The sequence below is a fragment of the Halomicrococcus pelagicus genome, assembly GCF_050954125.1.
The window spans coordinates 579683-606122 of the sequence record NZ_JBPBWC010000001.1; the positions used below are offsets into that span (position 1 = coordinate 579683).

Genomic DNA, 26440 nt, shown 5'->3' on the forward strand with positions numbered 1-26440 from the left:
ACGACCGAGCGCGGGCGGCGGAGCCCAGGGGATGGAGTTCGGGACGAGCATCGACACGAACACGCTCGCGGCCCTGTTCTTCCACGCCGTCACGCTGCAGGCCATCCTCTCGGGGTTCATCGCGGGCTACATCCGGGACGCCGACCTGCTGTCGGGCGTGAAGTTCGCGGTCGTCCTCCCGACCGTCGCGCTGGCGGTGTTCGCGTTCATCTGACCATGCACGGGAAAACGAACCACCGACGCGGCCAGACGACGATAGACTTCCTCGTCGGCGCGAGCGTCTTCCTGCTGACCGTGGGATTCGTCTTCGCCTCGCTCTCCGGCATCTTCGCACCGTTCACGGGGACCGAGGCATCGGACACGCTCGCGGCCGACCGGGGCGCGGCCACCCTCGTCGAGGACGCCCTCGCGCGCCCCGGGCGACCCGGCGTCCTGAACGCCACCTGCACCCGACAGTTCTTCAACGAAAGCCTCGCCGGCGCGTGCAGCGTCGCCGACCTGGACGAACAGATGGGCATCGATGCCCCGGACCAGGTCAACGTCACGGTCGAGGAGGACGGCTCCGTCCGCAACCTCTCCGGGAGCGAGTTACGTGCAGGCCCGCCGGTTCCCGACCGGGGCAGCGTCGTCGTCGCGCGACGGCTCGTCCTGCTGGACGGCGAGGAGAGCGACCTCTACGTGAGGACGTGGTAAGATGGACAGAGCGATGGCACACACGCTGGAGGCGTTCACGGCCGCGCTGCTCGTGGTGAGCGGCGTCGTCTTCGCGCTCCAGGCGACGGCGGTGACGCCGCTGACTGCGAGCACGTCGAACCAGCACGTCGAGAACCAGCAGCAGGCGACCGCCGCGGACCTGCTCGCCGCCAGCGACGCCGAGGGGAGCCTTCGGACGGCGGTGCTGTACTGGAACGCGAGCGGCGACCGCTTCGCCGGGGCGAGCGAGGAGGGCTATCAGAACGGAGGCCCGCCGAACGCGTTCGGTGCGGCCCTGAACGAGACGTTCGGCAACCTGACCACCGGCGGTGGCCGGGTCGCCTACGACGTGTTCGTCGACTACCGGACGCCCGGCGGGGGCACGCGCCGGCAGACGATGGTGTACATGGGGTCGCCGAGCGACAACGCGGTCGTCGCCACGCGGACGGTCGCGGTGTTCGACGGGGACGAACGCACCGCGCCCGGCGCGAGCGGCACCGTCGCCGACGGCTTCTAAGCGCCCGACGCCGCCCCGAACGCGACGCTGTACAACGTCCTGGAGGTGCACGTGGTCGTATGGAAGATGTGAGAGACGCCGACAGGGGACAGCTCATCCTCGTGACGGGGCTGGCCGTCGCGGTCGTGCTCGTGTCGCTCGTCCTGCTGCTCAACACGGTCGTCTACACGGAGAACCTCGCGACCCGCGGCGCGGACGTCGGCGGCCGCGACGCCGTCGCCTTCCGGAACGGCGTCGAGTCCGGCGCGGCGCGGGTCGTCGTCACGGAGAACGCGAACGACTACGCGGACGCCGGGAACGCGAGCGAGAACGTCACGGCCGGGATTCGGCGGTACGCGCGCCTGCTCGAGAGCGGCTACCTCGAACGCGGGACGCTGGCGACCGTCTCGAACGTCTCGGTGACGAACGGGACCCGGCTCGTTCACGCGAACGACTCCTGGGCGTTCACCAACGCGAGCAGCGAGGCCAACTGGACGCTGGCGACGGACGTCGGCGAGCGCGAACTCCGGCGGTTCCGGGTCGCGGTCGACCGCGAGGACCTCGCGTCCTCCTCGGACGCCTTCCAGGTCGTCGCGGACGACGGCGACGACGAGTGGTGGGCGTCCGTCTACCGGAACGGGAGCAACGTCACGGTCGACACGAGTTCGGGCACCTGCTCGGTCGACGCCGCGTCGGCGACGGTCGACCTCACGGCGGGGACGCTCGCGAACCGAACCTGCGGGTTCGCGTTCGCCGAGGGCGTCGACGGCGAGTACGCGGTCCGGTACGTTCACGGCGACCAGGCGAACGGGACCTACTCGCTCGTCGTGCGGAACGAATCCTCGGACGCGACCGTGCAGCGAGCGAACTTCACCGGTCTGACGACGGGTCAGTCGCCGTACTACGCTCGGGCCGTCTACAGCGCCACGTTCGACGTGCGCTACGAGACGCCGCGGCTGACGTACGCGACCGAGGTCCGGGTCGCCCCGGGTGAGCGCGATGAGTGACCGCGCCGTCTCCGTCACGGTGAACTACGCGCTCAACCTGGCCGTGGCGGCGGTCGTCCTCGCCGGCGTGCTCACCGCCACGGCTGGCGTCGTCGTCGACCACCGGGAGGGGGCCGGTCGCTCGGAGCTGCGCGTCGTCGGCCAGCGCCTCGCCGCCGACATCGAAACCGCCGACCGGCTGGCGAACGCGGGCGGCGAGACGGTGGTGGTCACGTCGCCGCTCCCGGACCGCGTCGCGGGCGTCAGCTACACCGTCGAGGTCGAGGGGTCGACCATCGTCCTCGACGCGAACTTCAGGGACGTGTCGGTCGAGGTGCCGTACCGGACGAACCACACCGTCGCGGCGACGACCGTCTCCGGCGGCGAACTGCGCGTCGTGCTCGCACCCGACGCGTACGGCGACGGCCAGCGGAACCTGGAGGTGCGACGGTGAGCCGTTCCGCGAACGCGGACCGGGCGGCCACCGAGACGCTGGGATTCGTGTTCGCGTTCGTCCTCGTGACCGCGACGGTCGGCGTGGTGTACGCCGCGGGCATCGGCGGCCTGCACGACGCACAGCAGTTCGAGCAGGTGAACAACGCCCAGCGCGGGTTCGACGTCTTCGCGGAGAACGTCGAGGACGTGCGCCGCGAGGGCGCGCCGAGTCGCGCGACCGAACTCCGCCTCGGCGGCGCGACACTGGGCTACGGCGACCCCGTCACCGTCAGGGTGCAGGCAAACGACAGCAACACCGCCGCGAACGAGACGTTCGCGATGCAGCCCCAGCCGGTGGTCTACTCCGGCGTCGAGGACAGCGAAGTCGTCTACGTCGCCGGCGCGGTGTTCCGCACGGACGGCGACCGCAGCGTGATGGTGCGGGACCCCGGCTACCTGTTCGGCCCCCGTCGGACGGCCGTCCCGTTCCTCGTCACCTACCCGCGCGGTGGGAGCCACAGCGTCAGCGGCGACTCCACGGTGCTGGTCGTCGCCCACCGACAGTCCACCGGGTTCGACCGCTTCCACGCCGGTCCGGGTGCCGACGTCGAGATGAACGTCACCGTCGAATCGCCCCGGGCCGAGGCGTGGCGGCGCTACTTCGAGCGGAAAGGCCTGAACGTGACCCGTGCGAACGGCACCGTCGTCAGCGTCGAGTACGTGACGAAGCGGGTCTACGTCCCCGAGACCGTCGTCGAGTTCGAACTCCAGCGGTAGCCCGTCGGACACCGGTCGGTCCCAGCGGTATCGGCGGGCCGTTCCGGCAGCAAGAGAAGTGGCTTCGCCCGGCTAGTCGAGTTCGTCGAGCTGGACCGTCTCGTCGACGACGAGCGTCGGCCCCTCGTCCATGTTCACGAACTCCGCTGCGTCCTCCTGGACGCGTCGGCCGACGTCCGAATCGAACGCCGCCTTCATGTCGGCGGTGGAGTCAAAGTACAGCTCCAGAAGGCCGTCGTAGCCCGCCTTCTCGGGGTCGTTCGGCACCGAGGTGACGTACTTCCGGAGTCCGGGGAGGTCTTTCGCGAGTTCGGAGTGCTCGCCGAGCCAGTAGTCGACGAACTCCTCGTGGCTCGTGCCGTCCTTGCGCACCAGCAGGTCGACCATCTTTATCATGGCGTTCGAACGCGCGACCCCGGGGAACTTCGCCCTGTCGATAGCTACCGTCCGAACTCGCCCGTGAACCGCTCGGTTCTGAGCGCGAGGACCTCCAGTTCGTCGAGCAGCGGGTTCCGCGACGCACCGGCACCGATCCGGGGTCGCCGTTCGAGCACGTAGAGGGTGAACCGGTAGGTGTGCGGGTCGCTCCCCTTCGGCGGGCAGGGACCGCGGTAGCCTATCTCGCCGAAGTCGTTCTTGCCCTGCTTCGCGCCGCCCAGGTCCTCCACCGTCTCGGTCGTCGGGACGTCCTTCGGAATCGTCGTCGTGTCCGGCGGGACGTCCCAGAGCAGCCAGTGGGTGAAGACGCCGGAGGGGGCGTCGGGGTCGACGACGACGACGGCCAGCGACTCCGCCTTCCCCGTCGCATCCCCGATTTCGAGCCGCGGCGAGCGGTCCGCGCCCGCGCACGTGTACTCCTTCGGAATCGTTTCGCCGTCCTCGAACGCCGGCGTGCCGAACCGCGTCGAACGCATCGTCGTGGTCGCGGTCCCCGGCGGTTCGTCTGCTTCTCCACCGAACTCCTCGACGCACCCGGCCAGCGTCGTCGCTCCGCCGGACGCGAGCGCCGTCGCCGCCCGGACGAATCCCCGTCTCCCGAGCATCTCCGGGAGTACGGAGCGAGCGCCCTTAGAGGTTACAGCCCCGCCGGCCGAACATTCCCGCGCGACCGAACGCAGACCGGGCGCGAACGACGGCCGGTCCGACGCGAGCGTCGCGGTTCGCCCACCGTTAAACCCTCGCGGCGCGTCGTCCCGGACATGCCACGACGAAGCGTGCTGTTCACGCCGGGCGACCGCCCGGAGATGCTGCGGAAGGCACCGGACGCGGGCGCGGACGTCGTCGTCTTCGACCTCGAAGACGCCGTCGCGCCCGGACGGAAGGCGGAGGCTCGCGAGGCGGTGCGGGCGGTACTTTCGGACCCGGAGTTCGACCCCGACTGCGAGGTCTGCGTGCGAATCAACCCGACCGGCGTCGCTGCCGACGACGACCTCCGCGAGGTCGCCGTCACCGACGCGGCCGCGACGCTGGACTCGGTGATGCTCCCCAAGACCGCCTCGGCCGACGACGTGACGACGCTGGCGCGCCTGCTCGACGAACACGACTGCGACGTGCCCGTGCTCGCGCTGGTCGAGACCGCGGCGGGCGTCCTGAACGCCGCCGATATCGCGGCGGCCGACGCGACCGACGCGCTCGCGTTCGGCGCGGAGGACCTCTCGGCGGACGTCGGGGCGACCCGAACCCGCGAGGGAACTGAGGTCCTGTACGCCCGCGAGCACGTCGTGTTGGCCGCCAGCGCGGCCGGCGTGGACGCCATCGACACTGTGTACACCGACATCGAGGACGTGGATGGACTCCGCGAGGAGACGGCGTTCGCCGTCGAACTCGGCTACGACGGCAAGATGGCCATCCATCCCGCGCAGGTCGACCCGATCAACGAGGCGTTCACGCCGTCCGCGGAGCGCGTCGAGTGGGCCGAGCGGGTGCTGGAAGCGAAGGCGGAGGCGGACGCCGAGGACCGGGGAGTCTTCCGGGTCGACGGCGAGATGATAGACGCGCCGCTGGTCGCGCAGGCGGAACGGATACTGGAGTACGCTCGCGCCGCCGACGAGCGGTAGCTACGGCCAGAGGCCGCGGGTGCTCTTCGCCTCCGCGATGCGGGACAGCGCGACGATGTAGGCGGCGTCGCGCCAGCTCACGTCGCGCGCCTGGACCTCCGCGCGAACGTCGTTCCACGCGGACAGCATGTGGGATTCGAGTTCGTCGTTGACGCGTTCGAGCGACCACTGGCGGCGGTTGATGTCCTGCAGCCACTCGAAGTACGAGACGGTGACGCCGCCCGCGTTCGCCAGGATGTCCGGAACGACCTGGACGCCCCGCTCCTGGAGGATTGAGTCGGCGGCGAACGTGGTCGGGCCGTTCGCGCCCTCGACCACGATGTCGGCCTCGACGTCGGCCGCGTTGTCGGCCGTGATGACGTTACCGACGGCGGCCGGCACGAGCACGTCCACGTCGAGTTCGAGAATCTTCTCGTTCGAGAGTTTCTGCGGGGCGTCGTGGGTCATCACCGCTTCGGGCTCCTCCTCGTGGGACGGCACCGACCGGGTGTCGAGCCCGTCGGGGTCGTAGATAGCGCCGTTGACGTCGCTGACGGCGACGACGGTCGCGCCCCAGTCGTCGAGCAGGCGGGCGGCGTTCGCGCCGACGCTGCCGAACCCCTGGACCGCGACCGTCGTCTCCTCGAGGTCGTAGTCGTAGTAGTCGGCCGCCTCGCGGGCGATGATAGCCACGCTCCGGCCGGGGGCTTCGTCGCGGCCCTCGCTGCCGCCGACGACGGGCGGCTTGCCGGTGACGACGCCCGGAATCGTCTCGCCTTCCTGCATCGAGTAGGCGTCCATGAACCACGCCATCGTCTGGGCATCGGTGCCCATGTCCGGCGCGGGGATGTCCTTCTTCGGACCGATGAACGGCCGAAGTTCCTCCGCGAACCGCCGCGTGAGCTTCTCCTTCTCGTCGCTACTCAGGCTCTTGGGGTCGACGACGACGCCGCCCTTGCCGCCGCCGAACGGCAGGTCCATCACGGCGCACTTCCAGGTCATCCACATCGACAGGCCGACGCACTCCTCCTCGCTCACGTGCGGGTGGAAGCGCAGGCCACCCTTGTACGGACCGCGAACGTCGTCGTGCTGGGCGCGGTAGCCCGTGAAGACCTCGACCTCGCCGTCGTCGCGCTCCAGCGGAACCGCGACCCGGTGGACCTTCGTCGGGTGTTTCAGCCGCTCGATGACGCCGGAATCGACGTCGAGGTGGGCAGCCGCGTGTTCGAGCTGTCGGCGCGCGGTTTCGAGCGCGGACTCCGGCTCCTCCGTTTTCTCGTCGCTCTCCTTCGGCTCCGTGTTTTCGACTGTTCCTGAAGACATGGTGGCGTGTGGTGTCGCTATCCCCAGATGCGCGGGGCGTCGCGGCGCGAGACACCGACCCGACGGTCCGGCGCGTGACGGTCGAACCGTACCCCCACCGAACCCGCGTCGGCGTTTCGCTGCATCGTGTGTGGGGGTCCGTGTACGAGCATAAAATATTAATGATATGGACGAGAATAAGGGCCTTATACACAATTATACGTCGAGCGTGGTGTGGGGAGAATGGAGAGGAGTGCGGCGTCCAGAAACCTGTTGGTTTTCTTCTAGCACTACGTAAAAATTACGCTTTTCCAGTAAGTTTACGGCTGTCGCCCGATTCCTTCGGACCATGGCGGAGCAAGCGAACCCATTCGAAAGCCTACAGGAGCAGATAGACGACGCGTCGGAGTACGTCGACGCCGATGCCGACGTGCTCGAACGGCTCAAGCGTCCGGAGCGTGTGCTGGAGACGAACCTCTCGGTCGAGATGGACGACGGGTCCGTCGAGGTGTTCAAGGCCTTCCGCTCGCAGTTCAACGGCGACCGTGGCCCGTACAAGGGCGGTATCCGCTACCATCCGGGCGTCAACCGCGACGAGGTGAAGGCGCTCTCGGGCTGGATGGTGTACAAGTGCGCGGTCGTCGGCATCCCCTACGGCGGCGGGAAGGGTGGCATCGTCATCGACCCCGACGACTACAGCGAGAACGAACTGGAGCGTATCACCCGGTCGTTCGCCAAGGAGCTACGGCCGTTCATCGGCGTGGACCGGGACGTCCCCGCGCCCGACGTGAACACCGGCCAGCGGGAGATGAACTGGATCAAAGACACCTACGAGACGCTGGAGAACACGACCGCGCCCGGCGTCATCACGGGGAAGGCGATCGAGTCCGGCGGGAGCGCGGGTCGCGTCGAGGCGACCGGCCGCTCGACGGTGATAACTGCCCGCGAGGCGTTCGACTACCTGGGCGAGGAGATAGACGGCGCGTCGGTCGCCGTGCAGGGCTACGGGAACGCCGGCTGGATAGCGGCCAAACTCATCGACGAACTCGGCGCGAACGTCGTCGCCGTCTCGGACTCCAGCGGTGCTATCTACCGCGGCGACGGCTTCGACCCCCGGGACGTGAAAGACCACAAGAACGAGACCGGCAGCGTCTCCGGCTACCACGGTGCGGACGAGGAGCTGAGCAACGAGGACCTGCTCACGCTCGACGTCGACCTGCTCGTGCCGGCCGCCCTGGAGAACGCCATCGACGGCGACCTCGCGAAGGACGTAGACGCCGACGTCATCGTCGAGGCCGCGAACGGCCCGCTCACGCCCGAGGCCGACGACGTGCTCGCCGAGTCGGACACGTACGTCTTCCCGGACATCCTGGCGAACGCGGGCGGCGTCACCGTCTCGTACTTCGAGTGGGTCCAGAACCGCCAGCGCTTCTACTGGTCCGAGGAACGCGTCAACGAGGAACTGGAGGGCATCATCACCACCGCCTTCGACGACCTCACGGACGCCTACGAGGAGAACGACCTGCCGAACTTCCGCACGGCGGCGTACGTCGTGGCCATCGATCGCGTCCTCGACTCCTACGAGGAGTCCGGCAACTGGCCCTGAGCGGTCGGCGGCAGTACCCTCGTTTTCGATGCGCTCGACGCGTTAGCCGCCGGTTCCGCTCGATCGAACAGTGTCTCCACCCCCGGCCCAACCAGCATACGCAACGACAGGGCTTTTCTTTTACTTCTGCGTACGATGACCGTGACCAGTGAAGACGTACTCGACGCGTTCCGTGAGGCCGACGATCCGGTCCTGACGACGCCCGAAGTCAGCGACGCAGCGCCGGTCCATCGGGTAGCGTCACGTCTCGAGGAACTCGCCGAATCCGGCATCCTGGCCCGCAAGACGGTCGGGGACGGCGAAACGGTGTGGTGGCTGCCCGGGCACACGGAGACGTCGGGCAACACCGACCCCGGTGTCCACGACGGTGACCAGCAGAACGCCGAGGATGGGCTCCCGCGACCCGTCGAGACCGCGATTCAGGGTCTGGACCTGCCCGACGAGGACACGGAGGCGTGTCGAACGGACGTGTACGCCGCCTGCCTGTCGGTGTACCGCGACGGGCCGGTGAGTACCGACGACCTCCGCGGGGAACTCGACGAGCCGGCCCGCTGGGAGGGGTGCGTGCGCTCCGCGCTCGAGGAACTACCGTTCGTCCACCATGACGGGGATGGCTGGCGGTTCGAGGCCGAGACGGCGGCCGACTGGTCGAACGGCGAATCGGACGAGGGGTCGGCGTAAGGGTTCGAGGGGACGCTCAGTCCAGGATTCGTTCGTCGAGGAACGACGACTCGTAGGCGACCACCTCATCGAACGCCGTTCCGTACACGTCGAAGTGGTCGATGGGAAGCGAGACGAGCGTCGCGTCGCCGAACTCGTCGGCGGCAGACTCCACCGACGACGACGGGACGATGGCGTCGTCACGACCCGCTACAAGCAGGACGGGACAGGACACGTCCTCGGCGCTCGTCACCGGTCGATAGAAGGGGACGTCGAGGAGCACGCGCGCCGGAACGTCGTTGTCCCAGACCGGCGGGTCCGGGACGATGTCGAGCATTCCCCGTTTCGCTCCCGGCGCGTTCATCACCGCGAACTCGTCTGGGTCGGCGACGACGGGGACGCGGTACGGCGAGCGGAACGTGTACTTACGGAGCGTGTCGCGGACCCCGGCGGCCACTCCCTTCAGCGCGTGTCCGACGCCGGCCGCCTTCGTCGCGGCGCGACCGTCGAGGAGGGGTACCTGCGCGACGACGGCCGCGATGCGGTGGTCGCCCGCGGCGGCCTCGACGACGTGCCCGCCGCTGAGCGAGGTCCCCCAGAGCGCTATCTGCCCGCGGTCGATGCCGTCGAGGTGACGAACGTGGTCGATGGCGGCCTCCCAGTCGGTGACCTGCTTCCCGGGGTCGACGAGACCTCGGGGTTCGCCGTCGCTGTCGCCGAAGCCGCGGTAGTCGAAGAGAAACGCCGCGTAGCCACGGGCGACGAACGCCTCGGCGTACGCTTCCAGGCCGAAGGTGCGTTCGCCCGCGAAGCCGTGGGCCATGACGACCACCGGCGGTCTCGCCGCCCCCTCCGGCGTGTACAGCCATCCGGCACAGCGGGTGCCGTCGCTCTCGAAGTCGGCGTCCGTTCTCGCGTATCGTAGGTGTGATAGCCGGCTCCCCGTCTGCATCGTCCGGACTGACGCCCGCCACGGACTTAAAACCGCGTCAGAACTCGGCGAACGAGAGTTCGTCTCGCTCGCCTGTCACGGCGCGCATCATACATCCCCGACACACCCACACCTCGTCCGTCCGGGAGACGAGTCTGGTCCCGTTGTCCTTCCGCTTCTCGCAGATTTCACAGATTCGCATACCCCTTACTCAACAACCGTGACTTTCAATCTCCCGCCCGTTCGGAGCGAATACCGAGTAGAGCCGCCACGCCGTCGGCAGAACTACCACCTTCCGTATACGTGCGCTCGGTAGTTTCGGAACTTTCTCTCTCCGTCCCCTCAGCGCCGACAATCGTCATCAGTCGCGCAAAGGTTGCGAACTCTCCACTTCTATTCTACTTGTTATCTACTTATCTATTCTTTCGACTCAACAGATTTGAATATTATGAAACATTAAAATTTATATTATATAAGGTCAGTTGTTAATCTACCGCATGGCAGACGACAACACTCGATTCGACCGACGTACATTCCTGAAAACGACTGGCGCTGTCGGGGCCGCCGCGGCGCTCGGCGGCGTCACGGCCGCGACCCCGGGCCGCGAACCGGGGCCCAAGGAGGACGAAGTGCTGGTCGGCGTGTCGGCCGGTGCCGGCGACGTCGAGAAGACCGTCGCCCAGCACGTCCCCGGCAACGCCGAAGTCGTCCACAAGAACGAGAAGCTCCGGTACGTCGCGGTGAAGTTCCCCGGAAACGAGACCGACCGGGAGAACTTCATCGACGCCGTAACGAAGAAAGAGGGCATCAAGTACGCAGAGAAGAACGAGACGCTCGAGACCCAGTACACGCCGAACGACCCCAAGTTCGACCAGCAGTACGCGCCCCAGCAGGTCAAGTCCGACCAGGCCTGGGACACGACGCTCGGCGACTCCAGCGTCCTCATCGCCGTCGTCGACACCGGCGCTCAGTACACCCATTCCGACCTCGAGGGTAACTACCAGTCCGACCCCGGGTACGACTTCGTCGACAGCGACTCCGACCCGGCACCGGACGTCCCGTCCGACGAGTACCACGGCACGCACGTCTCCGGCTGTGCCGCGGCGGTCGTCGACAACGGTACCGGCGTCTCCGGGCAGGGTAACTCCTCGCTCATCAACGGGCGCGCGCTCGACGAGAACGGCTCGGGCTCGACGTCCGACATCGCCGACGCCGTCGAGTGGGCCGCCGACCAGGGCGCGGACGTCATCAACATGTCCCTCGGCGGCGGCGGCTACACGGACACGATGAAGAACGCCGTCTCCTACGCCTACGACAACGGCAGTCTGCTCGTCTGTGCGGCGGGCAACGACGGTACGAACAGCGTGAGCTACCCGGCGGCCTACAGCGAGTGCATGGCCATCTCCGCGGTCGACTCCAGCGAGAACCTCGCTTCGTTCTCCAACTACGGGAGCGAAATCGAACTCTGCGCGCCAGGCGTAGACGTCCTCTCGACCACCACGGAGACCCGCGGTAGCTACGAGAAGCTGTCGGGCACCTCCATGGCGACGCCCGTCACGTCCGGCGTCGCCGGCCTGACGCTCGCCAAGTGGAGCCTCTCCAACGCCGAACTCCGCAGCCACCTCAAGAACACGGCCGAGGACGTCGGCCTCTCCAGCGACCAGCAGGGCAGCGGCCAGGTCGACGCCTACGCCGCGGTCACCACCGACCCGTCCAGCGGCGGCGGCGGTGGCGACGGCGAGTCGACGAGCACGACGGTCTCCGATTCGCTCGAGGGCTACTGGGACTACGACGACTGGACGTGGGCGTGGGAGTACAGCGACCCGAGCAAGGTCGAAGTCGTCCTCGACGGTCCGAGCGACGCCGACTTCGACCTCTACATCAACACGGGCACGACGACGAACGCCTCCCCGAGCAACTACGACTACGCCTCGACCAGCACGAACAGCCAGGAGAGCATCACCATCGACAACCCCGACGACTCGACGGACATGCAGATAGACGTGGACTCCTACAGCGGGTCGGGCAGCTACGACCTGACCATCACGGAGTACAAGTAACCGCCCGGTTCGATTGGTCCCCCTCCTCCGCGCGACGAATCGGTGACCAGTGGCGACGCCGCGCGTCGCTCGCCGAGAGCCGTCAGTACTCCTCGCTCAGGTCCAGCACGTCCACCTCGTCGGGGACCAGCGCCACCGCCGACGCCGGCCAGTCGTGGTGGGCGAGCGTGAACGAACAGTCGGGGTTCTCGGCGACGAGTCGGGCGACGCCGCGGGCCGCCTGCTCGTAACCGCGGGCGTCCATCCGCTCCGGCGTCTCGGCGGTCAGGGGGTAGGTCTCGGAGAGCGCCCGCGGGAACGGGCCGAATGGCGCGACGACGCGCCAGGACTCGTCGAAGTTGTCGCTAGGACTGCCCTCGGTCAGCAACACGTCGCCCTCGGGGTTGAGGCGCGAGAGTCGCTCGTGGTGGCGCACCACTTCGGGCCGCGTCGCGCTCTCCCCGGAGAGGTAGAAGAAGGAACTCTTCGAGGCGGGGTCGGACCGTTCGAGCTGACTGGCGTGGTCGGCGAGCGCGCGGTAGCCGTCGAGCATCGCGGGGTGGGCGCGGGCGCGGTTCTCGACCAGTTCGAGCAGGTTGCCGGACCGGAGCGCCTGCTTGACGGTCCGCATCTCCTCGAAGGTGACGTGGAGGTTGTGCTCGGCGAGGAGGCGCTCGCGCTCCTCGTTCCCGTGCTGCCGGAGGTCGTCGGGCGTGCGCTCGGCGCAGACGGGACACGAGCAGGGGAAGTAATCGAGGTCCGCGAGGTGTTCGGTCCCCCGGACCGTGAGGTAACGGTCGTCGCGGGCGTAGAGGGCGTAGGCCGCCGAGTCGAAGAGGTCACAGCCCATCGCCACCGCCAGGGCGAACATCATCGGGTGGCCCGCGCCGAACAGGTGCACCGGCGCGTCCGCGCCCAGTCCCCGCTTCGCGGCGGCGACCACGTCCACCATGTCGGCGTAGCGGTACTCGTTCATCAGCGGGACGACCGCGCCGACCGGGAACACGTCGAGGCTCGTCGCCTCGGCGTGGCGGCCGGCCGCCTCGCGGAGGTCGGCGTACGTCGAGCCCTGGACCGGCGCGTTGACCAGCATCTCGCCAACGGCGACGTTCTCGGCGATTTCGAGTCGATCCTGGGTCGTCGTGAGGTCTGACTCGGCCCGCTCGCGCGGGGCGTCCGGCGGCGTCGGGATGTCGACCGGCGTCCCGATGTCCGACCCCACCTCGTGCTGGAACCGGAGTATCTCCTCGGTCGTCACGTCGATTTCGCCGTACTCCGCGAGCTGGAACGACCCGGAGTCGGTCATGATGGCACCGTCGAACTCGAGCAGGTCGTGGAGGCCGCGGTCGAGGGCCGCCTCGCGGAAGTCGTCGCTGCCGTAGAGGATGTAGGAGTTGGTGATGAGAATCTCCGCGCCGAACTCGGATTCGAGACGCGCGGGCTCGACCGTGCGGACGTGCGGGTTGACGACCGGCAGGAGGGCAGGTGTCTCGACGGTCACGCCCGCCCGGGGCACGGTCAACTCGCCGATGCGCCCCGCGGCGTCCTGGTCGCGGATTTCGAAAGCATCGCGTTCCATCACTCCGCGATAGCCGGACCAGGGGGGTAAGAATTGCGCTGTCGGGCCGACGGGGAGGTTACCAGGTGCCGTGGAAGGTGTCGAAGTTCAGTTCGTCGAGCGGCTTTTCGCCGATGGCGATCTCGTACTCGCCGGGGGTGAGCATCGGCTTGTGGAACTGCGGGCCGTCGTCGGTCGTGATGCGGGGACAGCCCGTGTTGACGAACGCGTCCATGTCGAAGTTCCGCAGGCGGTCGGGGGTTACTTCGTCCATCGTGATGAGGTAGGCGTCGTCGTTGTCGTCGACGATGTCCTGGGCCACCTCCCAGCGACCCTGGCCGATCTTCGTACAGAAGATGACGCCCCACTTCTCGGCGTCCATCGCCTTGTGGACCGAGGCGTAGCGCTGCTTCATGAACTGCTCCGTGTCCGCGATGGTCACGACGTTGTTGACGGGGTCGGCGATGACCACCGACTTGTCGGGGTGCTCCATCGCGAGGCCGAGCGGGTGGAACTTCCCGCCGCCGACGTACAGCACCTGGTCGGCGTCGATGTCGGCGCTGGCGTAGTTGCAGCCGAGCACCTGCCCCTCGTGGGTGAGGCGGTCGTCGCCCCGGCGGGTGTGGACGTCGAATCCGCGGTCGTCGAGCCACGTCTTCATGTCATCGAACTGGTTCATGTGCTGGGCGGTCGTGACGAGACCGACGCCGGAATTCTCGTCGGGGTCGTCGAGTTCCTCGGTGGCCTCCTCCATGATGGGGAAGACGTCCACGTTCGAGAACAGCGGGACGTAGATGACCTTGTCCGTGTTCTTCATCGGCGAGTGGCCGAAGTGGACGAACACGTCCGTCCGCTTCATCAGGTAGGTGTCGAGGTCGCAGGCGCCGTAACAGGGCTGGCCCGACATCATGACGGTCACGTCGTCGCCCAGCAGTTCCCGCAGGTCGTCTGCGACCTTCGGGCCGCGGCGCTTCAGTCCCTCGGGGAACTGCAGGCCGACGGTCTCCGCGTCGCGCTCCTCGACCGCCGAGACGATGCGGTCGAGTTCGTAGTCCCACTCCCGGTCGTGGCGTAGCGACATTCCCGTCTTCCGTAGGTCCCCCTCGCTGTACTCGCTCTGCTGGCTCATTGGAGCGTCGTAGCTGTCACGGACGGTTAACTCCCGCGGTTCGGGAGCGACCGCCGGACGACGCCCTCCCGGTCGACGGACGACGCTCCGACGGGGGTGCCTCCTGGCCGAGAGGATTGCGAAAAGAGAAGAGGCGAAGACCGCGACGAGAGCGCTACCAGATCTGGACGGCAGGCGTCTCGCAGGACTGACAGACAGCGGCCCTGTTGCCCTTGTAGGTGTCTCGCTCGAGCCGTCCGTCCTCGCACCACTGGCACTGTCGACCTTCGAGGCGTCGGATGACGCTCGACTTCGTCGTCGAACTCATATCGCTCGAAACGTCACCGCCGACCCTCATCAACTTGCTGGCCTCCGCGGCGGAGGGTTCAATCCGCTCCGGCACGTATCTCCGCCGAGATGGGACAGTCAGACACCGAACTGCCCGACAGCGACGCCGAGTGGCGCGAGATTCTCTCCGAGGAGGAGTACCGCGTCCTCCGGGAGCAGGGCACCGAACCGCGGTTCAGCGGCGAGCACCTGGATCGGAAAGAGGACGGCGCATACGTCTGTGCCGGCTGCGGCACGGAACTGTTCGACTCGGAGACGAAATACGAGTCCGGCTGCGGCTGGCCGAGCTTCTACGACGCCGACGACGCGAAGGTCGAACTGCGCCCCGACCACAGCCACGGGATGGAGCGGACGGAGGTCGTCTGCGCGAACTGTGGCGGTCACCTCGGGCACGTCTTCGACGACGGCCCCGACCCGACCGGGAAACGCTACTGCATCAACTCGGTCGCACTCGACTTCGAGGACGAGGAGTGAGGAACGGGGTTGACTGCGAGCGGTGACGAATCGGACGGACGACGAGCGGCGTCGGACTGGGAGCGACGGACGGGACGGGTGGGCGTCCGGTCGCCGGGACGACCCGCGGGCCGTTCCGTCACATCGCTGATTCTTTCACCCCCCGGCGAGGAGAGCGCATGGACGTGACGGTACCGGGGTCGGGCGGCAACTTCCCGACGCCGATGTCGACCTGCGATTGCCGGGTCTGCATCGAGGCCCGCGACGAGGGAGTCCCGTACGCCCGGGCGGGCAACGCCACCTTCCTCCACGACGCGGAGGCGCTCGTCGATGCGCCGGAGGCGGTGTGGCGAATGCTGAACCGCGAGCGAATCGATGACGTGGAGTACGTCTTCCTCTCGCATCATCACAGCGACCACGTCCGGGGCCTGCGCGTCGTGCAGGCGCTCGGACGCGACGACTACCCGGTTTCCGAGTGGGTCGCCGACCCCGTAACGGTCGTCGCGGGCGAGGCGACGATGGCCCTCCTCGACGACGCGCACGGCGTCGTGGCCGACTACGAGGACTGGGGGTTTGTCGAGTTCGAGACGCTGTCGGACGGCGAGACGCTGGACCTCGGGGACGTCACCGCGACCTGCCTCGGCTGGGAGATGGAACCCGGCGGCGACGAACTCGTCTACGGCTACCGTTTCGAGGACGACGACTCGTCGGCGGTCGTGACGCCTGACGAGACGAAGTTCCTCGACGTCGACCGTCTTCCCGACGATCTCGACCTGTGGATACACGAGTGCGGCCTGTTCCGCGAGGACCCGGAGGGGAATCGGCTCCTGACCGACGACCTCTGGGAGCGCGAGACGCGACTGGAGAAGACGTTCGCGGAGACGGTCGAACAGGTCCGCTCGGTGCGCCCCGAACGGACCGTCCTCACGGAGATAGAGGAGGCGTTCCAGCGGAGCTACGACGACTACCGCGCGCTGGAGGCGGAGTACGCCGACCTCGACCTCCGGTTCGGCCACGACGGCATGACCCTCTCCGTTTGACTCGAAGGGAGAATCTTCCGCCGACGGTCGCGTCCACGACTGCCGGCGGCCGACGCTGCCGCCGCATCGCGCTCGGCCGCAGGGTCGTCTCTCGGCCGTACCACCGAACGACACGCATTTCCGGTCGCCCCGAGAAATCGCCGGTATGGACGAAAAGCAGGAACTCTCCAGCATCGACCTCGCCGCCGTCGTGCGAGAGCTGGGAGCCTACGAGGGGGCGAAGGTCGACAAGGCCTACCTCTACGGCGACGACCTGTTGCGCCTGAAGATGCGGGACTTCGACGAGGGTCGCGTCGAACTGCTCGTGGAGGTCGGCGACGTGAAACGGGCGCACGCCGCCGCGCCCGAGCACGTCCCGGCCGCGCCGGGACGACCGCCGAACTTCGCCAAGATGCTGCGGAACCGGCTGTCGGGTGCGGACTTCGCCGGCGTCGAACAGTTCGAGTTCGACCGCATCCTCCAGTTCCACTTCAAGCGACAGGACGGCGACACCACCATCGTCGCCGAACTGTTCGGCCAGGGCAACGTCGCCGTACTCGACGAGAACGACGAGGTGGTCGACTCGCTGGACACGGTGCGGCTGAAGTCCCGGACGGTCGCTCCCGGGTCGCAGTACGGGTTCCCCGACTCGCGACTGAACCCCCTGACCATCGACTACGAGCCGTTTGCGGCGAAGATGGACGAGTCGGACACCGACCTCGTCCGGACGCTGGCGACGCAACTGAACTTCGGCGGACTCTACGCCGAGGAGGTCTGCACGCGGGCCGGCGTCGAGAAGGAGACGGCGATTTCGGACGCCGACGAGGAGCAGTACGAGAAGCTGTACGACGCGGTCCAGCGGCTGAAAGAGCCGCTCGAAACGGGGCAGTTCGACCCGCGGGTGTACTACGAGGACGACCGTCGCGTGGACGTGACGCCGTTCCCGCTGGAGGAGTACGCCGGCCTCGACTCGGAGTCGTTCGACTCGTTCAACGCCGCCGTCGACGACTACTTCACGAACCTCGACCTGACCGAGGACGAGGAGGAAACCGAGCGCCAGCGCCCGGACTTCGAGGCCCAGATAGAGAAACAGAAGCGCATCATCGAGCAACAGCAGGGAGCCATCGAGGGGTTCGAGGAGCAGGCCGAACGGGAGCGCGAGAAGGCCGAACTGCTGTACGGCAACTACGGCCTCGTCGACGAGATCCTGTCGACGGTCCGGCAGGCCCGCGAGCGGGACACCCCCTGGCAGGACATCGAGGAGCGGTTCGCCGAGGGAGCCGAGCAGGGCATCCCCGAGGCGGAAGCGGTGCAGGGCGTCGACGAGCGCGAGGGGACGGTCACGGTCGAGATAGAGGGGACGGACGTCGAACTCGACCCGGAGGCCGGAGTCGAGAAGAACGCCGACCGACTATACACCGAGGCCAAGCGCGTCGAGGAGAAGAAGGAGGGCGCGCAGGCCGCCATCGAGGACACGCGTGAGGAACTGGAGGCAGTCAAGCAGCGCCGCAAGGAGTGGGAGGCCGAACCGGACGAGACGGACGAGGAGGGCGGCGAGGAGCGAGAGGTCGACTGGCTGTCGCGGTCGTCCATCCCGATACGCGACCAGGAGCAGTGGTACGACCGGTTCCGCTGGTTCCGCACCAGCGACGGCTTCCTCGTCATCGGCGGCCGGAACGCGGATCAGAACGAGGAGATCGTCCAGAAGTACATGGACCGCCACGACCTGTTCTTCCACGCGCAGGCCCACGGCGGCCCGGTGACGGTGCTGAAGACCTCGGACCCGAGCGAACCGGCGCAGGACGTGGACGTGCCCGAAGAGAGCAAGCGGGAGGCCGCCCAGTTCGCCGTCTCCTACTCGTCGGTGTGGAAGGACGGTCGCTTCTCCGGGGACGCGTACACCGTCTCGCCGGACCAGGTGAGCAAGACGCCAGAGAGCGGCGAATACCTTGAGAAAGGCGGGTTCGCCATCCGCGGCGACCGTAACTACTTCCGGGACGTCCCGGTCGGCGTCGCGGTGGGCATCATGGTCGAACCGCACACCCGCGTCCTCGGCGGACCGCCGTCGGCCGTCGTTCCGCGGACGGAGACGCACGTCGAGGTCGAACCGGGCCAGTACGCCCAGAACGACATCGCCAAGCGTCTCTACCGGGAGTTCCGCGAGCGGTTCGCCGACACCTCCTTCGTCCGGAAGGTGGCGAGTCCCGACCGCATCCAGGAGTTCCTGCCGGCGGGCGGGAGTCGCAAGGTCGAGGAGTGAGCGTCGCCCGGCCTCGCCCGCGTCGCGAACGCCGGGAGAGCCGGCCAGTTTCTATTTAGGTCAATATTCGCATACCATCGCTCGATGGCGAAAGTTTCGGTGGAACGGTCACCGACGAGGGCCGACGTACGGGTTCCCGCGGAGACGTTCGCACTGGCGGAGACGTTCGACGAGGAACCGGAGGCGACGTTCGAGATGGCGCGCGTCGCCGCCAACGGAAGCGACCGTCCGATGCCGTTCCTCCGCATGCTGCGCGGCGAGTCCCTGACCGAACTACTCGGGAAGGATTCGAGCGTCGACGACGCCACGGTGCTGTCGGACTGCGGACAGTGCGACCTGCTCTACGTCACGTGGAGCGACGACGTCTGCAGCGTGCTCGACACGTTGCTGGGTCGCGACGCGTCGATGCTGGCCGCGACCGGACGCGACGCCGAGTGGGAGTTCGAACTCTTCTTCCCCACTCGGGCCGCGATGTCGTCGGCGTACGACGACTGGGAGGCGGCAGGGCTGTCGGTGACGGTCGAGACGATTCACGGCCGGGCGAACGCACTCGGAGCGGCGCAGGGCGGTCTCACGGACGACCAGTACGAGACGCTCCGGGCCGCCGTCGACCGGAACTACTACGACGTGCCGCGCGGTGCGACGACGGAGGAACTCGCTGAGGAACTCGGCGTCTCCCACCAGGCCATCTCCGAACGACTGCGGCGCGGCCACGAGAACGTGGTCCAGGAGGCGGTCGACGACGACCGGGCCGAAGGTCGCGAATAGCAGGGCACTTACCGGGCGGGACCGGACGTTCGGCCATGCAAGTGAAAGACCGGACGTCCCTCGACGGGGAGCGCGAGCGCATCACGCTCGTCCCGGAGAGCCTGGACGACCTCTGGCATCTCACCTACCTGCTGGAGCCGGGCGACCTCGTGTCGGGGGACACGACGCGGCGCATCCAGCGCGACGACGACAAGACCCGCGACACGGGCGGCGAGCGCGAGCACATGCACGTCACCATCGACGTCGAGAGCGTCGAGTTCCACAAGTTCGCCAACCGGGTACGGGTCGGCGGGGTCATCACCGACTGCTCCCGGGAGGACCAGCTCGGGTTCCACCACACGCTCAACGTGGAGCAGCGCGACGAGTTGAGCGTCGAGAAGCGCTGGAAGCGCGACCAGCTCGACCGCCTGGAGGACGCCGTGGAGGCGACCGACTCGCCCGACGTGGCCATCGCCACCGTCGAGGAGGGCGAGGCCCACGTCCACACCGTCGCCCAGTACGGCACCGAGGAGTACGCCTCGCTGACGGGAACGACGGGGAAGGGCGAGTACGCACGCGGCCGCGACGAACTGTTCGACGAACTCGGCGCGGTGCTCTCGCGGCTCGACGTGGACGCCATCGTCCTCGCCGGGCCGGGATTCACGAAGCAGGACGCCGAGGACTACGTCACCGAGGAGTACCCCGACCTCGCCGACCACATCACGATGGTCGACACCAGCGCCGTCGGGGACCGGGGCGTCCACGAGGTGCTGAAACGCGGCGCGGTCGCCGAGGTCCAGGAGGAGACCCGCATCGCCGAGGAGGCCGAACTCATCGACGAACTCACGAAGCGCATCGGCGACGGCGCAAAGGTCGCGTACGGCATCGAGGAGGTCGCGGAGGCCGCGGAGTTCGGCGCGGTCGAGACGCTGCTCGTCCTCGACGAGAAACTGCGCACCGAACGCGGCGCGACCGGCGAGGAGGAGTCCGGCGAGGGCGAGTGGAGCGTGGACGTGAACGAGGTCATCAAGAGCGTCGAACAGCAGGGCGGCGAGGTGACCGTCTTCTCCGGCGAGTTCGCCCCCGGCGAGCAACTGCGGAACCTCGGCGGCATCGCGGCGCTTCTGCGCTATCGGCTGCAGTGAGCCACGGTCGATTCCGCCGACCGCCGTCGGGGGTTGCCCCTCCCGACCCCGTCGGTGGACGCGCCGGCCACGTTCGCGTTTTCCGCGGCGAGAACGCTTAAACGACGGCCTCCCGAACTACCGGGAGTGCTGTCGTTTTACCTGCTGGCCAGGCTGGGCATCGTCGCCGGTTACTACCTGCTCCGGCTCGTCCCCGTCGTCGGTATGCGGCTCTCGGACGACTACGAGAACCGGATGTTCGGGCCGCTCGTCGACGACGTGTCGGTCGCAGACGTGCGAGCGTCGTCCGCGAGCGACCAGCCGACGAACGAGCAGGGAGGGGACGACCGCTCGCCGACCGACGTCGTCGTCGCGGTGACGCTCGACAACGACAGCAGCCTCGACGCCCGGGTCGCGGGCGGCCACCTCCGTCTGGGGCTCGCCGAGACGGGCGCGACCTGCCACAACTTCGTCTGGACCGAGGAGTTCGACGAGCCGCCGGCGAACGTCGCGGCCTCGAAGGTCACCGCCGGGGGCGACGGGACGCTCCGGCTCGAGTGTCGCGTCCACGACCTCCCCCCGGACGCCGACCTGTGGCTCGACGGCGAACTCGTCCTCCAGCGCCTCCTGACGGTCCGGGACCGCGAGCTACCGCTCGGGAAGGCGAGCTTCGGGATAGACGGCGAATCGACGTCCGTCGACCGAACGGCGGGAGCGCCGGAGCCCCCCGCCGCACGTTAGATGTCGACCGACAGGAGGTCCTCCGCGAAGCGCACGTCGCCGTCGTAGCGCTCGCCGATGGAGTCGACCATCTCCTCGTGGTTGCCGTCCGTGTGCGGGTAGAGGTGGGTGAGGTAGACCCGGCCGACGTCCGCGCCGGACAGCGCCTCTCCCAGTTTCGCCGGCGTCGGGTGGTTCGACACGTCGACGCCGTCGGGGAACGAGCAGTCGTGGGCGAGCACGGCACAGCCGTCGGCGAAGTTCGCCAGTCCCTCGAACGCCTCGCTGTCGCCGCTGAACGTGAACCGGTCGCCGAACCGGTAGGCGAGGCAGGGCATCGAGTGGCGCGTCTCGTACCCCTCGACGTCGAATCCGGCGACCTCGAACTCGTGCGCGCCGACCTCGCGCACCTGGAGGTCGACGCGGTCCCGGAGGTAGTCGTGGACCGCGAGCAGGTCGTCGAGCAGGGATTTCGTCCCTTCGGGGCCGACGACTTCGAGGCGTTCCTCGCCGGCCAGCCAGCGCGCCTTCAGCAGGGGGAGGAGGTCGGCGACGTGGTCGAGGTGGTGGTGCGTCAACAGGACCGTCGAGACGTTCTCGTACCCGACGCCGGCCTGCTGGAGGCGGTGGAGGACGCCGCTCCCGCAGTCGACCAGCAGGCGGCGGTCCTCGTCCGAGAGCAGGATGCCCGTCTGGAACCGCTCGCCGGTCGGCATCGCGCTACCAGTACCGAGGAACGTGACTCGCATGTGCGTATCCCCGGTCGGGCGGCCGAAAACGGCTTCGGTCGCCCGGTGAAGGTAACTGCCTGGAAGCGAACGCTTCGAACGCGATGGAGCACGGATTCGACGGAGGGGTCGACGTGACCGTGGGGACGGACGGCGGCGACGAGACCGCCGACGGCGCGAACAGTGGCGCCCCCGGACGGACGACGGCGTTCCGCGTCGCGACGTTCAACGTCCGGTACGACGAACCCGAGGACGGGCGCGACGCGTGGCCGAACCGGCGGGAGCGGGCGGTCGAACTGCTCTCGGCCCTCGACGCCGACCTCCTCGGACTGCAGGAGGCGCTGCCGGCGCAGTTCGACTACCTCCGCCGGCACCTCCCGGAGTACGAGTGGTTCGGCGTCGGTCGACGCGGCGGGGACGAGGGCGAGCACGTTCCGGTCGCGTACCGCCCGGACCGGTTCGACCGGGTCGACGCCGACGCGTTCTGGCTCTCGGAGACGCCCGACGAACCGAGCGTCGGGTGGGACAGTCGCTGTCCCCGCGTCGTCACGTGGGTCGACCTCGAACTGGACGGCCGGCCGCTCCGCTTTCTCAGCGTGCATCTCGACCACGTGGGGGCGGTGGCACGGCGCGAGGGCGCGGCCTCGGTCGCGGCCCACGTCGCCGCCCTCGACTACCCCGCGGTCGTCGTCGGCGACTGCAACGCTCCGCCGGGGTCGGACGTCCTCGACCGGTTGACGGCGGGAGAGTTGCGGTCCGCCAGGGACCTCGCAGCGAGCGTCTCCGGCCCGGAGGGGACGTTCCACGGGTTCACCGGGACGCCCGGGGAGCGAATCGACTACGTCCTTCCGACCGCCACGTTCGACATCGAGACCGCTCTGACGGTCGGGACGGACGCTCCCCACCCCTCCGACCACTTCCCCGTCGTCGCCGACGTGCGACGGACGTGACGCCGGTGCTGCCGTCGGCGTCGACGGTCGACGACCGGGCGGACGACGGCGGACACTAGGCCGTTCGTTTCACTTTCACTCCGGGGACACAATCCTCTTGTTCGCCGGCTTCCAACGGCAAATCGATGGATGGGAGAGCGCTGCTGGCGCGCGAGGGGTTCGACTTCGCCGAGGACGTCACCCTCCGCGACGAGGAGACGCTGGCGCTGCTCGAACCCGCGGTCAGGGAGTGGTGGGTCGAGCAGTTCGGCGAGTACGTCCCCGAGAACGGCGGCTTCTTCACGCCGCCCCAGCGCGAGGCGATTCCGCTCGTCCACGAGGGCGAGAACGCGCTCGTCGCCTCGCCGACGGGGTCGGGCAAGACCCTCGCCTCCTTCACCGCCATCCTCAACGAACTGTTCCGGCGCGAGCGCGAGGATGGCCTCGACAACTCCGTCTACTGCCTCTACGTCTCGCCGCTGAAGTCGCTCGCCAACGACATCCACCGGAACCTCGAACGGCCCCTGTCGGGTATCCGCGAGCGGATGGACGAACGCGGCGAGGAGGTCAGCGAGGTGCGCCACGCCATCCGCCACGGCGACACGGAGGACAGCGAGCGCCAGCGGATGCTGAAAGAGACGCCCCACGTCCTCAACACGACGCCAGAGACGCTGGCCATCCTACTGAACTCGCCGAAGTTCCGCGAGAAGCTCCAGACCGTCGAGTACGTCGTCGTCGACGAGATTCACAGTCTCGCGGACGGCAAGCGCGGCACTCACCTCTCGGTCAGCCTCGAACGGCTGGAGGACGCCGCCGAGACGTCGCCGACCCGCATCGGCTGTTCCGCGACGGTCGAACCGCTCTCGGACATCGCGGAGTTCCTCGTCGGCCGCGAGTCGCCGGGTGGCCCCAGCCGGGAGTACGAGATAGTGGACACCCGGTTCGTCCGGGAGTTCGACCTGGAACTGCAGTGTCCGACCGACGACCTCGTCCACACGCCGCGGGACGTGGTCCAGGACCGGTTCTACGAGGGGCTGGACGAACTGATCGGAGAGCACACGAACACGCTCGTGTTCACGAACACGCGGTCGGGAGCCGAACGTGTCCTCCAGAACCTCCGGGACCGCTTCGAGGCCTACGACGAGGACAACTCGGGCTGTCACCACGGTAGCCTCTCGAAGGAGGCCCGCCAGGACGTAGAGGAGCGACTGAAGGCCGGCGCGCTCGACGTGGTGACCACCTCGACGAGCCTCGAACTCGGCATCGACATGCCCCACGTCGACCTCGTGGTGCAGGTCGGAAGCCCGAAATCGGTCGCCTCGCTGCTCCAGCGCGTCGGCCGCGCCGGCCACCGCCTCGGCCAGACCGTCACGGGCCGGGTCGTCGCGCTCGACCGCGACGAACTCGTGGAGTGCGCCGTGATGCTGAAGAAGGCCGAGGAAGGGTTCGTCGACCGCGTGTTCGTCCCGGAGAACGCCCAGGACGTCGCGGCCCAGCACGTCTACGGCATGGCCATCAACGAGGTGCGCCGCGAGGCGGACGTGCGAGCGACGCTCCGGCGAGCGTACCCCTACCGGAACTACTCCGACGAAGAGTGGGAGTCGCTGATGCGCTATCTCACCGCCGACTACGAGGGACTGGAGGAGAAGAACGTCTACGCGAAGGTGTGGCGCGACGAGAACGACCCGCCGGACGGCGAGCACCACTACGAGGAGTTCCCGGTCGGCGAACCGCTTGTCGGCAAGCGCGGCCGCCTCGCGCGCGTCATCTACATGACGAACATCGGCACCATCCCCGACTCGTTCTCCTGCGACGTGTTCACTCGCGCGGACGACGAGTGGGTGGGCGACTTGGACGAGAGCTACCTCGACACCCTGGAGAAAGGCGACGTGTTCGTCCTCGGGGGCCAGCACTTCGAGTTCCGCTACCGGCGCGGGTCGAAGGTGTACGTCGACCGCACGAGCGCCCGGCCGACCGTCCCCTCGTGGTTCTCCGAGCGCCTGCCCCTCTCCTACGACCTCGGACGCGCCATCCTCGATTTCCAGGGCGAACTGCTGGCGCGCCTGACCGACCGCGGCAAGCCCGCGGTCCGGGTGTGGCTCCGGGAGTTCCCGCTGGACGAGAACAGCGTCCGCGCCATCACCCGCACGTTCGACGAGCAGGTCCGGTACGCGGGGGCGGAGAGCGTCAGCACCGCCGAACGCATCGCCGTCGAGGTGGAACTGGACCGCGACGAGTACGAGCGCCACTACTACGTCCACTCGAACTACGGCCGGAAGTTCAACGACGGCCTCTCCCGGGTCGTCGCCTACCGCTGTGCCAACGCCGCCAACACCAACGTCTCCGTCGCCGTCGCGGACAACGGCTTCACCGTCTCGATGCCCCTGAACAGGAAGGTCGACGTCGCGCGCATCCTCCGCGACGTCTCGCCAGACGAGGTGCGGAGCGACCTCCGGGCGTCGCTCGACGGCACCGAACTGCTCCAGCGGTACTTCCGCATCAACGCGACGCGGTCGCTGATGATACTCAAACGCTACAAGGGGTACGAGAAGTCCGCGAGCGAACAGCAGGTGTCGAGCGAGATGCTGCTCGGTTTCGCCCAGGACCTGGAGGAGTTCGCCGTCATCGAGGAGACGTACCGCGAGATAATCGAGGACAAACTCGCCGTCTCGGCGGTCGAGGACGTGCTCGCGGACGTCCAGTCCGGCGACGTCGAGGTCGTCCAGAAGCGGGTCGACTCGCCGACGCCCCGGGCGTTCGGCCTCGCCACGCTGATGGCCAGCGACGTGGTGCTCGCCGAGGACGAGAGCGCCGTCCTCCAGGAGTTCCACCAGCGCGTCCTGAACGAGATAGGGGGAGAGGGCGACGCGCTCGTTGAGTCAGATTGAAATATTCTGGTCGTAGATAGTTCTCCATGAATCAACGCTACGTCGTCAACGTCGAGGCGGCGGTCGTCCGGGACGGCGAGTTCCTGATTGCGCGCCGCGCCGATAGCGAGGACCACGCCACCGGGACGCTCTCGTTCGTCGGCGGTACGGTCGAGGGAATCGAGGAAGCCGAGGACGCGCTCGAACGCACCGCCCGCCGGGAGGTGCGCGAGGAGGTCGGGGTCGAGGTCGGCGAACTGCGCTACGTCGAGAGTGGAGCGTTCCTCGCCGACGGCGACCCCTGCGTGAACGTGGTCTTTCTCGGTCGTCACGAGTCCGGGACGGCCCGCCCCCGCGAACCGGAGGAGGTCGCCGAGGTGTTCTGGCTCACCGCCGACGAGGTGGTCGACCACCCGGACGCGCCGCCGTGGACCGAGGCGAGCGTCGAACGGGCCGAGCAGCACCGGGCCGACCTCGGCTGGTAGTCTTCGGCCCGCGGGCGACCAGGAGGCGTCGACGACCGCCGACTCGGGCGTCGCCGGAAGGGTCCCATCCCGTAGCCGACGCTGGATTTTCACCCCCTCGACGTCGACCGAGACGCTTCAAAAACTGTTTTAC

The 26440-nt window shown here is 68.2% G+C and carries 27 protein-coding genes and 1 pseudogene; 19 read left to right on the forward strand and 9 right to left on the reverse strand.

Annotation, left to right across the window (positions count from 1 at the left end):
* Positions 1-7: 7 nt before the first annotated feature.
* From ACRYA2_RS03250 to ACRYA2_RS03275, 6 genes and pseudogenes are all read left to right on the forward strand, one after another.
* A pseudogene (locus ACRYA2_RS03250) lies at positions 8-214 on the forward strand (type II secretion system F family protein); the annotation flags it as partial.
* Positions 215-216: 2 nt separating this feature from the next.
* Complete coding sequence (locus ACRYA2_RS03255) at positions 217-693, forward strand: DUF7287 family protein (RefSeq protein WP_433624162.1); 477 nt, start codon at positions 217-219, stop codon at positions 691-693.
* Position 694: 1 nt separating this feature from the next.
* The gene (locus tag ACRYA2_RS03260; protein ID WP_433624164.1) at positions 695-1210 is read left to right on the forward strand and encodes a DUF7288 family protein; all 516 of its coding nucleotides are present in this window, start codon (positions 695-697) and stop codon (positions 1208-1210) included.
* A gap of 59 nt (positions 1211-1269) precedes the next feature.
* Positions 1270-2196, forward strand: coding sequence for a DUF7261 family protein (locus ACRYA2_RS03265; protein ID WP_433624166.1), 927 nt, complete (start codon positions 1270-1272; stop codon positions 2194-2196).
* On the forward strand, positions 2189-2629 hold the full coding sequence (locus tag ACRYA2_RS03270) for a DUF7266 family protein (protein WP_433624168.1): 441 nt from the start codon (positions 2189-2191) through the stop codon (positions 2627-2629). Before ACRYA2_RS03265 ends, ACRYA2_RS03270 begins: the two co-directional genes overlap by 8 nt.
* Positions 2626-3387 carry a DUF7289 family protein gene (locus ACRYA2_RS03275; protein ID WP_433624170.1) on the forward strand — a complete coding sequence of 254 codons (762 nt, stop codon included), beginning with the start codon at positions 2626-2628 and terminating at the stop codon, positions 3385-3387. The genes ACRYA2_RS03270 and ACRYA2_RS03275 overlap by 4 nt, the downstream gene beginning before the upstream one ends.
* 72 nt (positions 3388-3459) lie before the next feature.
* Here the strand turns inward: ACRYA2_RS03275 and ACRYA2_RS03280 are convergent, their stop codons facing one another.
* Positions 3460-3783 (reverse strand): EthD family reductase, encoded by a 324-nt coding sequence (locus tag ACRYA2_RS03280; RefSeq protein ID WP_433624172.1) that lies wholly within the window; start codon positions 3781-3783, stop codon positions 3460-3462.
* Positions 3784-3827: 44 nt separating this feature from the next.
* The gene (locus ACRYA2_RS03285; RefSeq protein WP_433624174.1) at positions 3828-4430 is read right to left on the reverse strand and encodes a YbhB/YbcL family Raf kinase inhibitor-like protein; all 603 of its coding nucleotides are present in this window, start codon (positions 4428-4430) and stop codon (positions 3828-3830) included.
* A gap of 156 nt (positions 4431-4586) precedes the next feature.
* On the opposite strand from ACRYA2_RS03285, the gene ACRYA2_RS03290 reads away from it, so the two are divergent.
* Entirely contained in the window at positions 4587-5444 is an 858-nt protein-coding gene (locus tag ACRYA2_RS03290) for an HpcH/HpaI aldolase/citrate lyase family protein (RefSeq protein ID WP_433624176.1), read from the forward strand.
* On the opposite strand, the gene gdhB is transcribed toward ACRYA2_RS03290, so the two are convergent.
* A complete protein-coding gene (gene gdhB / locus ACRYA2_RS03295) occupies positions 5445-6746 on the reverse strand; it encodes a glutamate dehydrogenase GdhB (protein WP_433624178.1) in 1302 nt (433 codons plus the stop codon). It abuts the gene before it with no gap.
* A gap of 328 nt (positions 6747-7074) precedes the next feature.
* On the opposite strand from gdhB, the gene ACRYA2_RS03300 reads away from it, so the two are divergent.
* The gene (locus tag ACRYA2_RS03300; RefSeq protein WP_433624180.1) at positions 7075-8331 is read left to right on the forward strand and encodes a Glu/Leu/Phe/Val family dehydrogenase; all 1257 of its coding nucleotides are present in this window, start codon (positions 7075-7077) and stop codon (positions 8329-8331) included.
* 141 nt (positions 8332-8472) lie between these two features.
* Complete coding sequence (locus ACRYA2_RS03305) at positions 8473-9012, forward strand: hypothetical protein (RefSeq protein ID WP_433624182.1); 540 nt, start codon at positions 8473-8475, stop codon at positions 9010-9012.
* Positions 9013-9028: 16 nt separating this feature from the next.
* Here ACRYA2_RS03305 and ACRYA2_RS03310 read toward each other — a convergent pair whose 3' ends face one another.
* Together ACRYA2_RS03310 and ACRYA2_RS03315 are read right to left on the reverse strand one after the other, a co-directional pair.
* A complete protein-coding gene (locus ACRYA2_RS03310; RefSeq protein WP_433624184.1) occupies positions 9029-9943 on the reverse strand; it encodes an alpha/beta hydrolase in 915 nt (304 codons plus the stop codon).
* A 37-nt stretch (positions 9944-9980) separates the two neighbouring features.
* Positions 9981-10124 carry a hypothetical protein gene (locus tag ACRYA2_RS03315; protein WP_433624186.1) on the reverse strand — a complete coding sequence of 48 codons (144 nt, stop codon included), beginning with the start codon at positions 10122-10124 and terminating at the stop codon, positions 9981-9983.
* A 295-nt stretch (positions 10125-10419) separates the two neighbouring features.
* Here ACRYA2_RS03315 and ACRYA2_RS03320 point away from each other — a divergent pair, with 295 nt between their 5' ends.
* Positions 10420-11982 (forward strand): S8 family serine peptidase, encoded by a 1563-nt coding sequence (locus ACRYA2_RS03320; protein WP_433624188.1) that lies wholly within the window; start codon positions 10420-10422, stop codon positions 11980-11982.
* An 82-nt stretch (positions 11983-12064) separates the two neighbouring features.
* On the opposite strand, the gene tgtA is transcribed toward ACRYA2_RS03320, so the two are convergent.
* From tgtA to ACRYA2_RS03335, 3 genes are all read right to left on the reverse strand, one after another.
* Complete coding sequence (tgtA, locus tag ACRYA2_RS03325; RefSeq protein ID WP_433624190.1) at positions 12065-13540, reverse strand: tRNA guanosine(15) transglycosylase TgtA; 1476 nt, start codon at positions 13538-13540, stop codon at positions 12065-12067.
* Between the two features lie 58 nt (positions 13541-13598).
* A complete protein-coding gene (gene dph2 / locus ACRYA2_RS03330) occupies positions 13599-14648 on the reverse strand; it encodes a diphthamide biosynthesis enzyme Dph2 (protein WP_433624192.1) in 1050 nt (349 codons plus the stop codon).
* Between the two features lie 154 nt (positions 14649-14802).
* Positions 14803-14955 (reverse strand): HVO_A0556 family zinc finger protein, encoded by a 153-nt coding sequence (locus tag ACRYA2_RS03335; protein WP_433624194.1) that lies wholly within the window; start codon positions 14953-14955, stop codon positions 14803-14805.
* An 89-nt stretch (positions 14956-15044) separates the two neighbouring features.
* Here ACRYA2_RS03335 and msrB point away from each other — a divergent pair, with 89 nt between their 5' ends.
* From msrB to ACRYA2_RS03365, 6 genes are all read left to right on the forward strand, one after another.
* Positions 15045-15449, forward strand: coding sequence for a peptide-methionine (R)-S-oxide reductase MsrB (gene msrB, locus ACRYA2_RS03340; RefSeq protein WP_433624196.1), 405 nt, complete (start codon positions 15045-15047; stop codon positions 15447-15449).
* 158 nt (positions 15450-15607) lie between these two features.
* Positions 15608-16468, forward strand: coding sequence for an MBL fold metallo-hydrolase (locus ACRYA2_RS03345; protein ID WP_433624198.1), 861 nt, complete (start codon positions 15608-15610; stop codon positions 16466-16468).
* 145 nt (positions 16469-16613) lie between these two features.
* Positions 16614-18707, forward strand: a complete 2094-nt coding sequence (rqcH, locus tag ACRYA2_RS03350; protein ID WP_433624200.1) for a ribosome rescue protein RqcH — start codon at positions 16614-16616, stop codon at positions 18705-18707.
* 84 nt (positions 18708-18791) lie between these two features.
* On the forward strand, positions 18792-19475 hold the full coding sequence (locus ACRYA2_RS03355) for a helix-turn-helix domain-containing protein (protein ID WP_433624202.1): 684 nt from the start codon (positions 18792-18794) through the stop codon (positions 19473-19475).
* Positions 19476-19510: 35 nt separating this feature from the next.
* Positions 19511-20599, forward strand: coding sequence for an mRNA surveillance protein pelota (locus ACRYA2_RS03360; protein ID WP_433624204.1), 1089 nt, complete (start codon positions 19511-19513; stop codon positions 20597-20599).
* A gap of 126 nt (positions 20600-20725) precedes the next feature.
* Positions 20726-21319: a hypothetical protein gene (locus ACRYA2_RS03365; RefSeq protein WP_433624206.1), complete on the forward strand. Its 594-nt coding sequence runs from the start codon at positions 20726-20728 to the stop codon at positions 21317-21319.
* Here the strand turns inward: ACRYA2_RS03365 and ACRYA2_RS03370 are convergent.
* Entirely contained in the window at positions 21316-22047 is a 732-nt protein-coding gene (locus ACRYA2_RS03370) for an MBL fold metallo-hydrolase (RefSeq protein ID WP_433624208.1), read from the reverse strand. The genes ACRYA2_RS03365 and ACRYA2_RS03370 overlap by 4 nt on opposite strands.
* 83 nt (positions 22048-22130) lie before the next feature.
* On the opposite strand from ACRYA2_RS03370, the gene ACRYA2_RS03375 reads away from it, so the two are divergent.
* From ACRYA2_RS03375 to ACRYA2_RS03385, 3 genes are all read left to right on the forward strand, one after another.
* On the forward strand, positions 22131-22976 hold the full coding sequence (locus tag ACRYA2_RS03375) for an endonuclease/exonuclease/phosphatase family protein (protein WP_433624210.1): 846 nt from the start codon (positions 22131-22133) through the stop codon (positions 22974-22976).
* 125 nt (positions 22977-23101) lie between these two features.
* The gene (locus tag ACRYA2_RS03380; RefSeq protein WP_433624212.1) at positions 23102-25843 is read left to right on the forward strand and encodes an ATP-dependent helicase; all 2742 of its coding nucleotides are present in this window, start codon (positions 23102-23104) and stop codon (positions 25841-25843) included.
* A 26-nt stretch (positions 25844-25869) separates the two neighbouring features.
* On the forward strand, positions 25870-26307 hold the full coding sequence (locus ACRYA2_RS03385; RefSeq protein WP_433624214.1) for an NUDIX domain-containing protein: 438 nt from the start codon (positions 25870-25872) through the stop codon (positions 26305-26307).
* Positions 26308-26440: the final 133 nt, after the last annotated feature.

What these genes read in the sequence shown, in the direction of transcription:
- ACRYA2_RS03255 (WP_433624162.1), top strand. Translation starts at nt 217, where the DNA reads ATGCACGGGAAAACGAACCACCGACGCGGCCAGACGACGATAGACTTC.
- ACRYA2_RS03260 (WP_433624164.1), top strand. Translation starts at nt 695, where the DNA reads ATGGACAGAGCGATGGCACACACGCTGGAGGCGTTCACGGCCGCGCTG.
- ACRYA2_RS03265 (WP_433624166.1), top strand. Translation starts at nt 1,270, where the DNA reads ATGGAAGATGTGAGAGACGCCGACAGGGGACAGCTCATCCTCGTGACG.
- ACRYA2_RS03270 (WP_433624168.1), top strand. Translation starts at nt 2,189, where the DNA reads ATGAGTGACCGCGCCGTCTCCGTCACGGTGAACTACGCGCTCAACCTG.
- ACRYA2_RS03280 (WP_433624172.1), bottom strand. Translation starts at nt 3,783, where the DNA reads ATGATAAAGATGGTCGACCTGCTGGTGCGCAAGGACGGCACGAGCCAC.
- ACRYA2_RS03285 (WP_433624174.1), bottom strand. Translation starts at nt 4,430, where the DNA reads ATGCTCGGGAGACGGGGATTCGTCCGGGCGGCGACGGCGCTCGCGTCC.
- ACRYA2_RS03290 (WP_433624176.1), top strand. Translation starts at nt 4,587, where the DNA reads ATGCCACGACGAAGCGTGCTGTTCACGCCGGGCGACCGCCCGGAGATG.
- gdhB (WP_433624178.1), bottom strand. Translation starts at nt 6,746, where the DNA reads ATGTCTTCAGGAACAGTCGAAAACACGGAGCCGAAGGAGAGCGACGAG.
- ACRYA2_RS03300 (WP_433624180.1), top strand. Translation starts at nt 7,075, where the DNA reads ATGGCGGAGCAAGCGAACCCATTCGAAAGCCTACAGGAGCAGATAGAC.
- ACRYA2_RS03310 (WP_433624184.1), bottom strand. Translation starts at nt 9,943, where the DNA reads ATGCAGACGGGGAGCCGGCTATCACACCTACGATACGCGAGAACGGAC.
- ACRYA2_RS03315 (WP_433624186.1), bottom strand. Translation starts at nt 10,124, where the DNA reads ATGCGAATCTGTGAAATCTGCGAGAAGCGGAAGGACAACGGGACCAGA.
- ACRYA2_RS03320 (WP_433624188.1), top strand. Translation starts at nt 10,420, where the DNA reads ATGGCAGACGACAACACTCGATTCGACCGACGTACATTCCTGAAAACG.
- tgtA (WP_433624190.1), bottom strand. Translation starts at nt 13,540, where the DNA reads ATGGAACGCGATGCTTTCGAAATCCGCGACCAGGACGCCGCGGGGCGC.
- dph2 (WP_433624192.1), bottom strand. Translation starts at nt 14,648, where the DNA reads ATGAGCCAGCAGAGCGAGTACAGCGAGGGGGACCTACGGAAGACGGGA.
- ACRYA2_RS03335 (WP_433624194.1), bottom strand. Translation starts at nt 14,955, where the DNA reads ATGAGTTCGACGACGAAGTCGAGCGTCATCCGACGCCTCGAAGGTCGA.
- msrB (WP_433624196.1), top strand. Translation starts at nt 15,045, where the DNA reads ATGGGACAGTCAGACACCGAACTGCCCGACAGCGACGCCGAGTGGCGC.
- ACRYA2_RS03345 (WP_433624198.1), top strand. Translation starts at nt 15,608, where the DNA reads ATGGACGTGACGGTACCGGGGTCGGGCGGCAACTTCCCGACGCCGATG.
- rqcH (WP_433624200.1), top strand. Translation starts at nt 16,614, where the DNA reads ATGGACGAAAAGCAGGAACTCTCCAGCATCGACCTCGCCGCCGTCGTG.
- ACRYA2_RS03355 (WP_433624202.1), top strand. Translation starts at nt 18,792, where the DNA reads ATGGCGAAAGTTTCGGTGGAACGGTCACCGACGAGGGCCGACGTACGG.
- ACRYA2_RS03360 (WP_433624204.1), top strand. Translation starts at nt 19,511, where the DNA reads ATGCAAGTGAAAGACCGGACGTCCCTCGACGGGGAGCGCGAGCGCATC.
- ACRYA2_RS03370 (WP_433624208.1), bottom strand. Translation starts at nt 22,047, where the DNA reads ATGCGAGTCACGTTCCTCGGTACTGGTAGCGCGATGCCGACCGGCGAG.
- ACRYA2_RS03375 (WP_433624210.1), top strand. Translation starts at nt 22,131, where the DNA reads ATGGAGCACGGATTCGACGGAGGGGTCGACGTGACCGTGGGGACGGAC.
- ACRYA2_RS03380 (WP_433624212.1), top strand. Translation starts at nt 23,102, where the DNA reads ATGGATGGGAGAGCGCTGCTGGCGCGCGAGGGGTTCGACTTCGCCGAG.
- ACRYA2_RS03385 (WP_433624214.1), top strand. Translation starts at nt 25,870, where the DNA reads ATGAATCAACGCTACGTCGTCAACGTCGAGGCGGCGGTCGTCCGGGAC.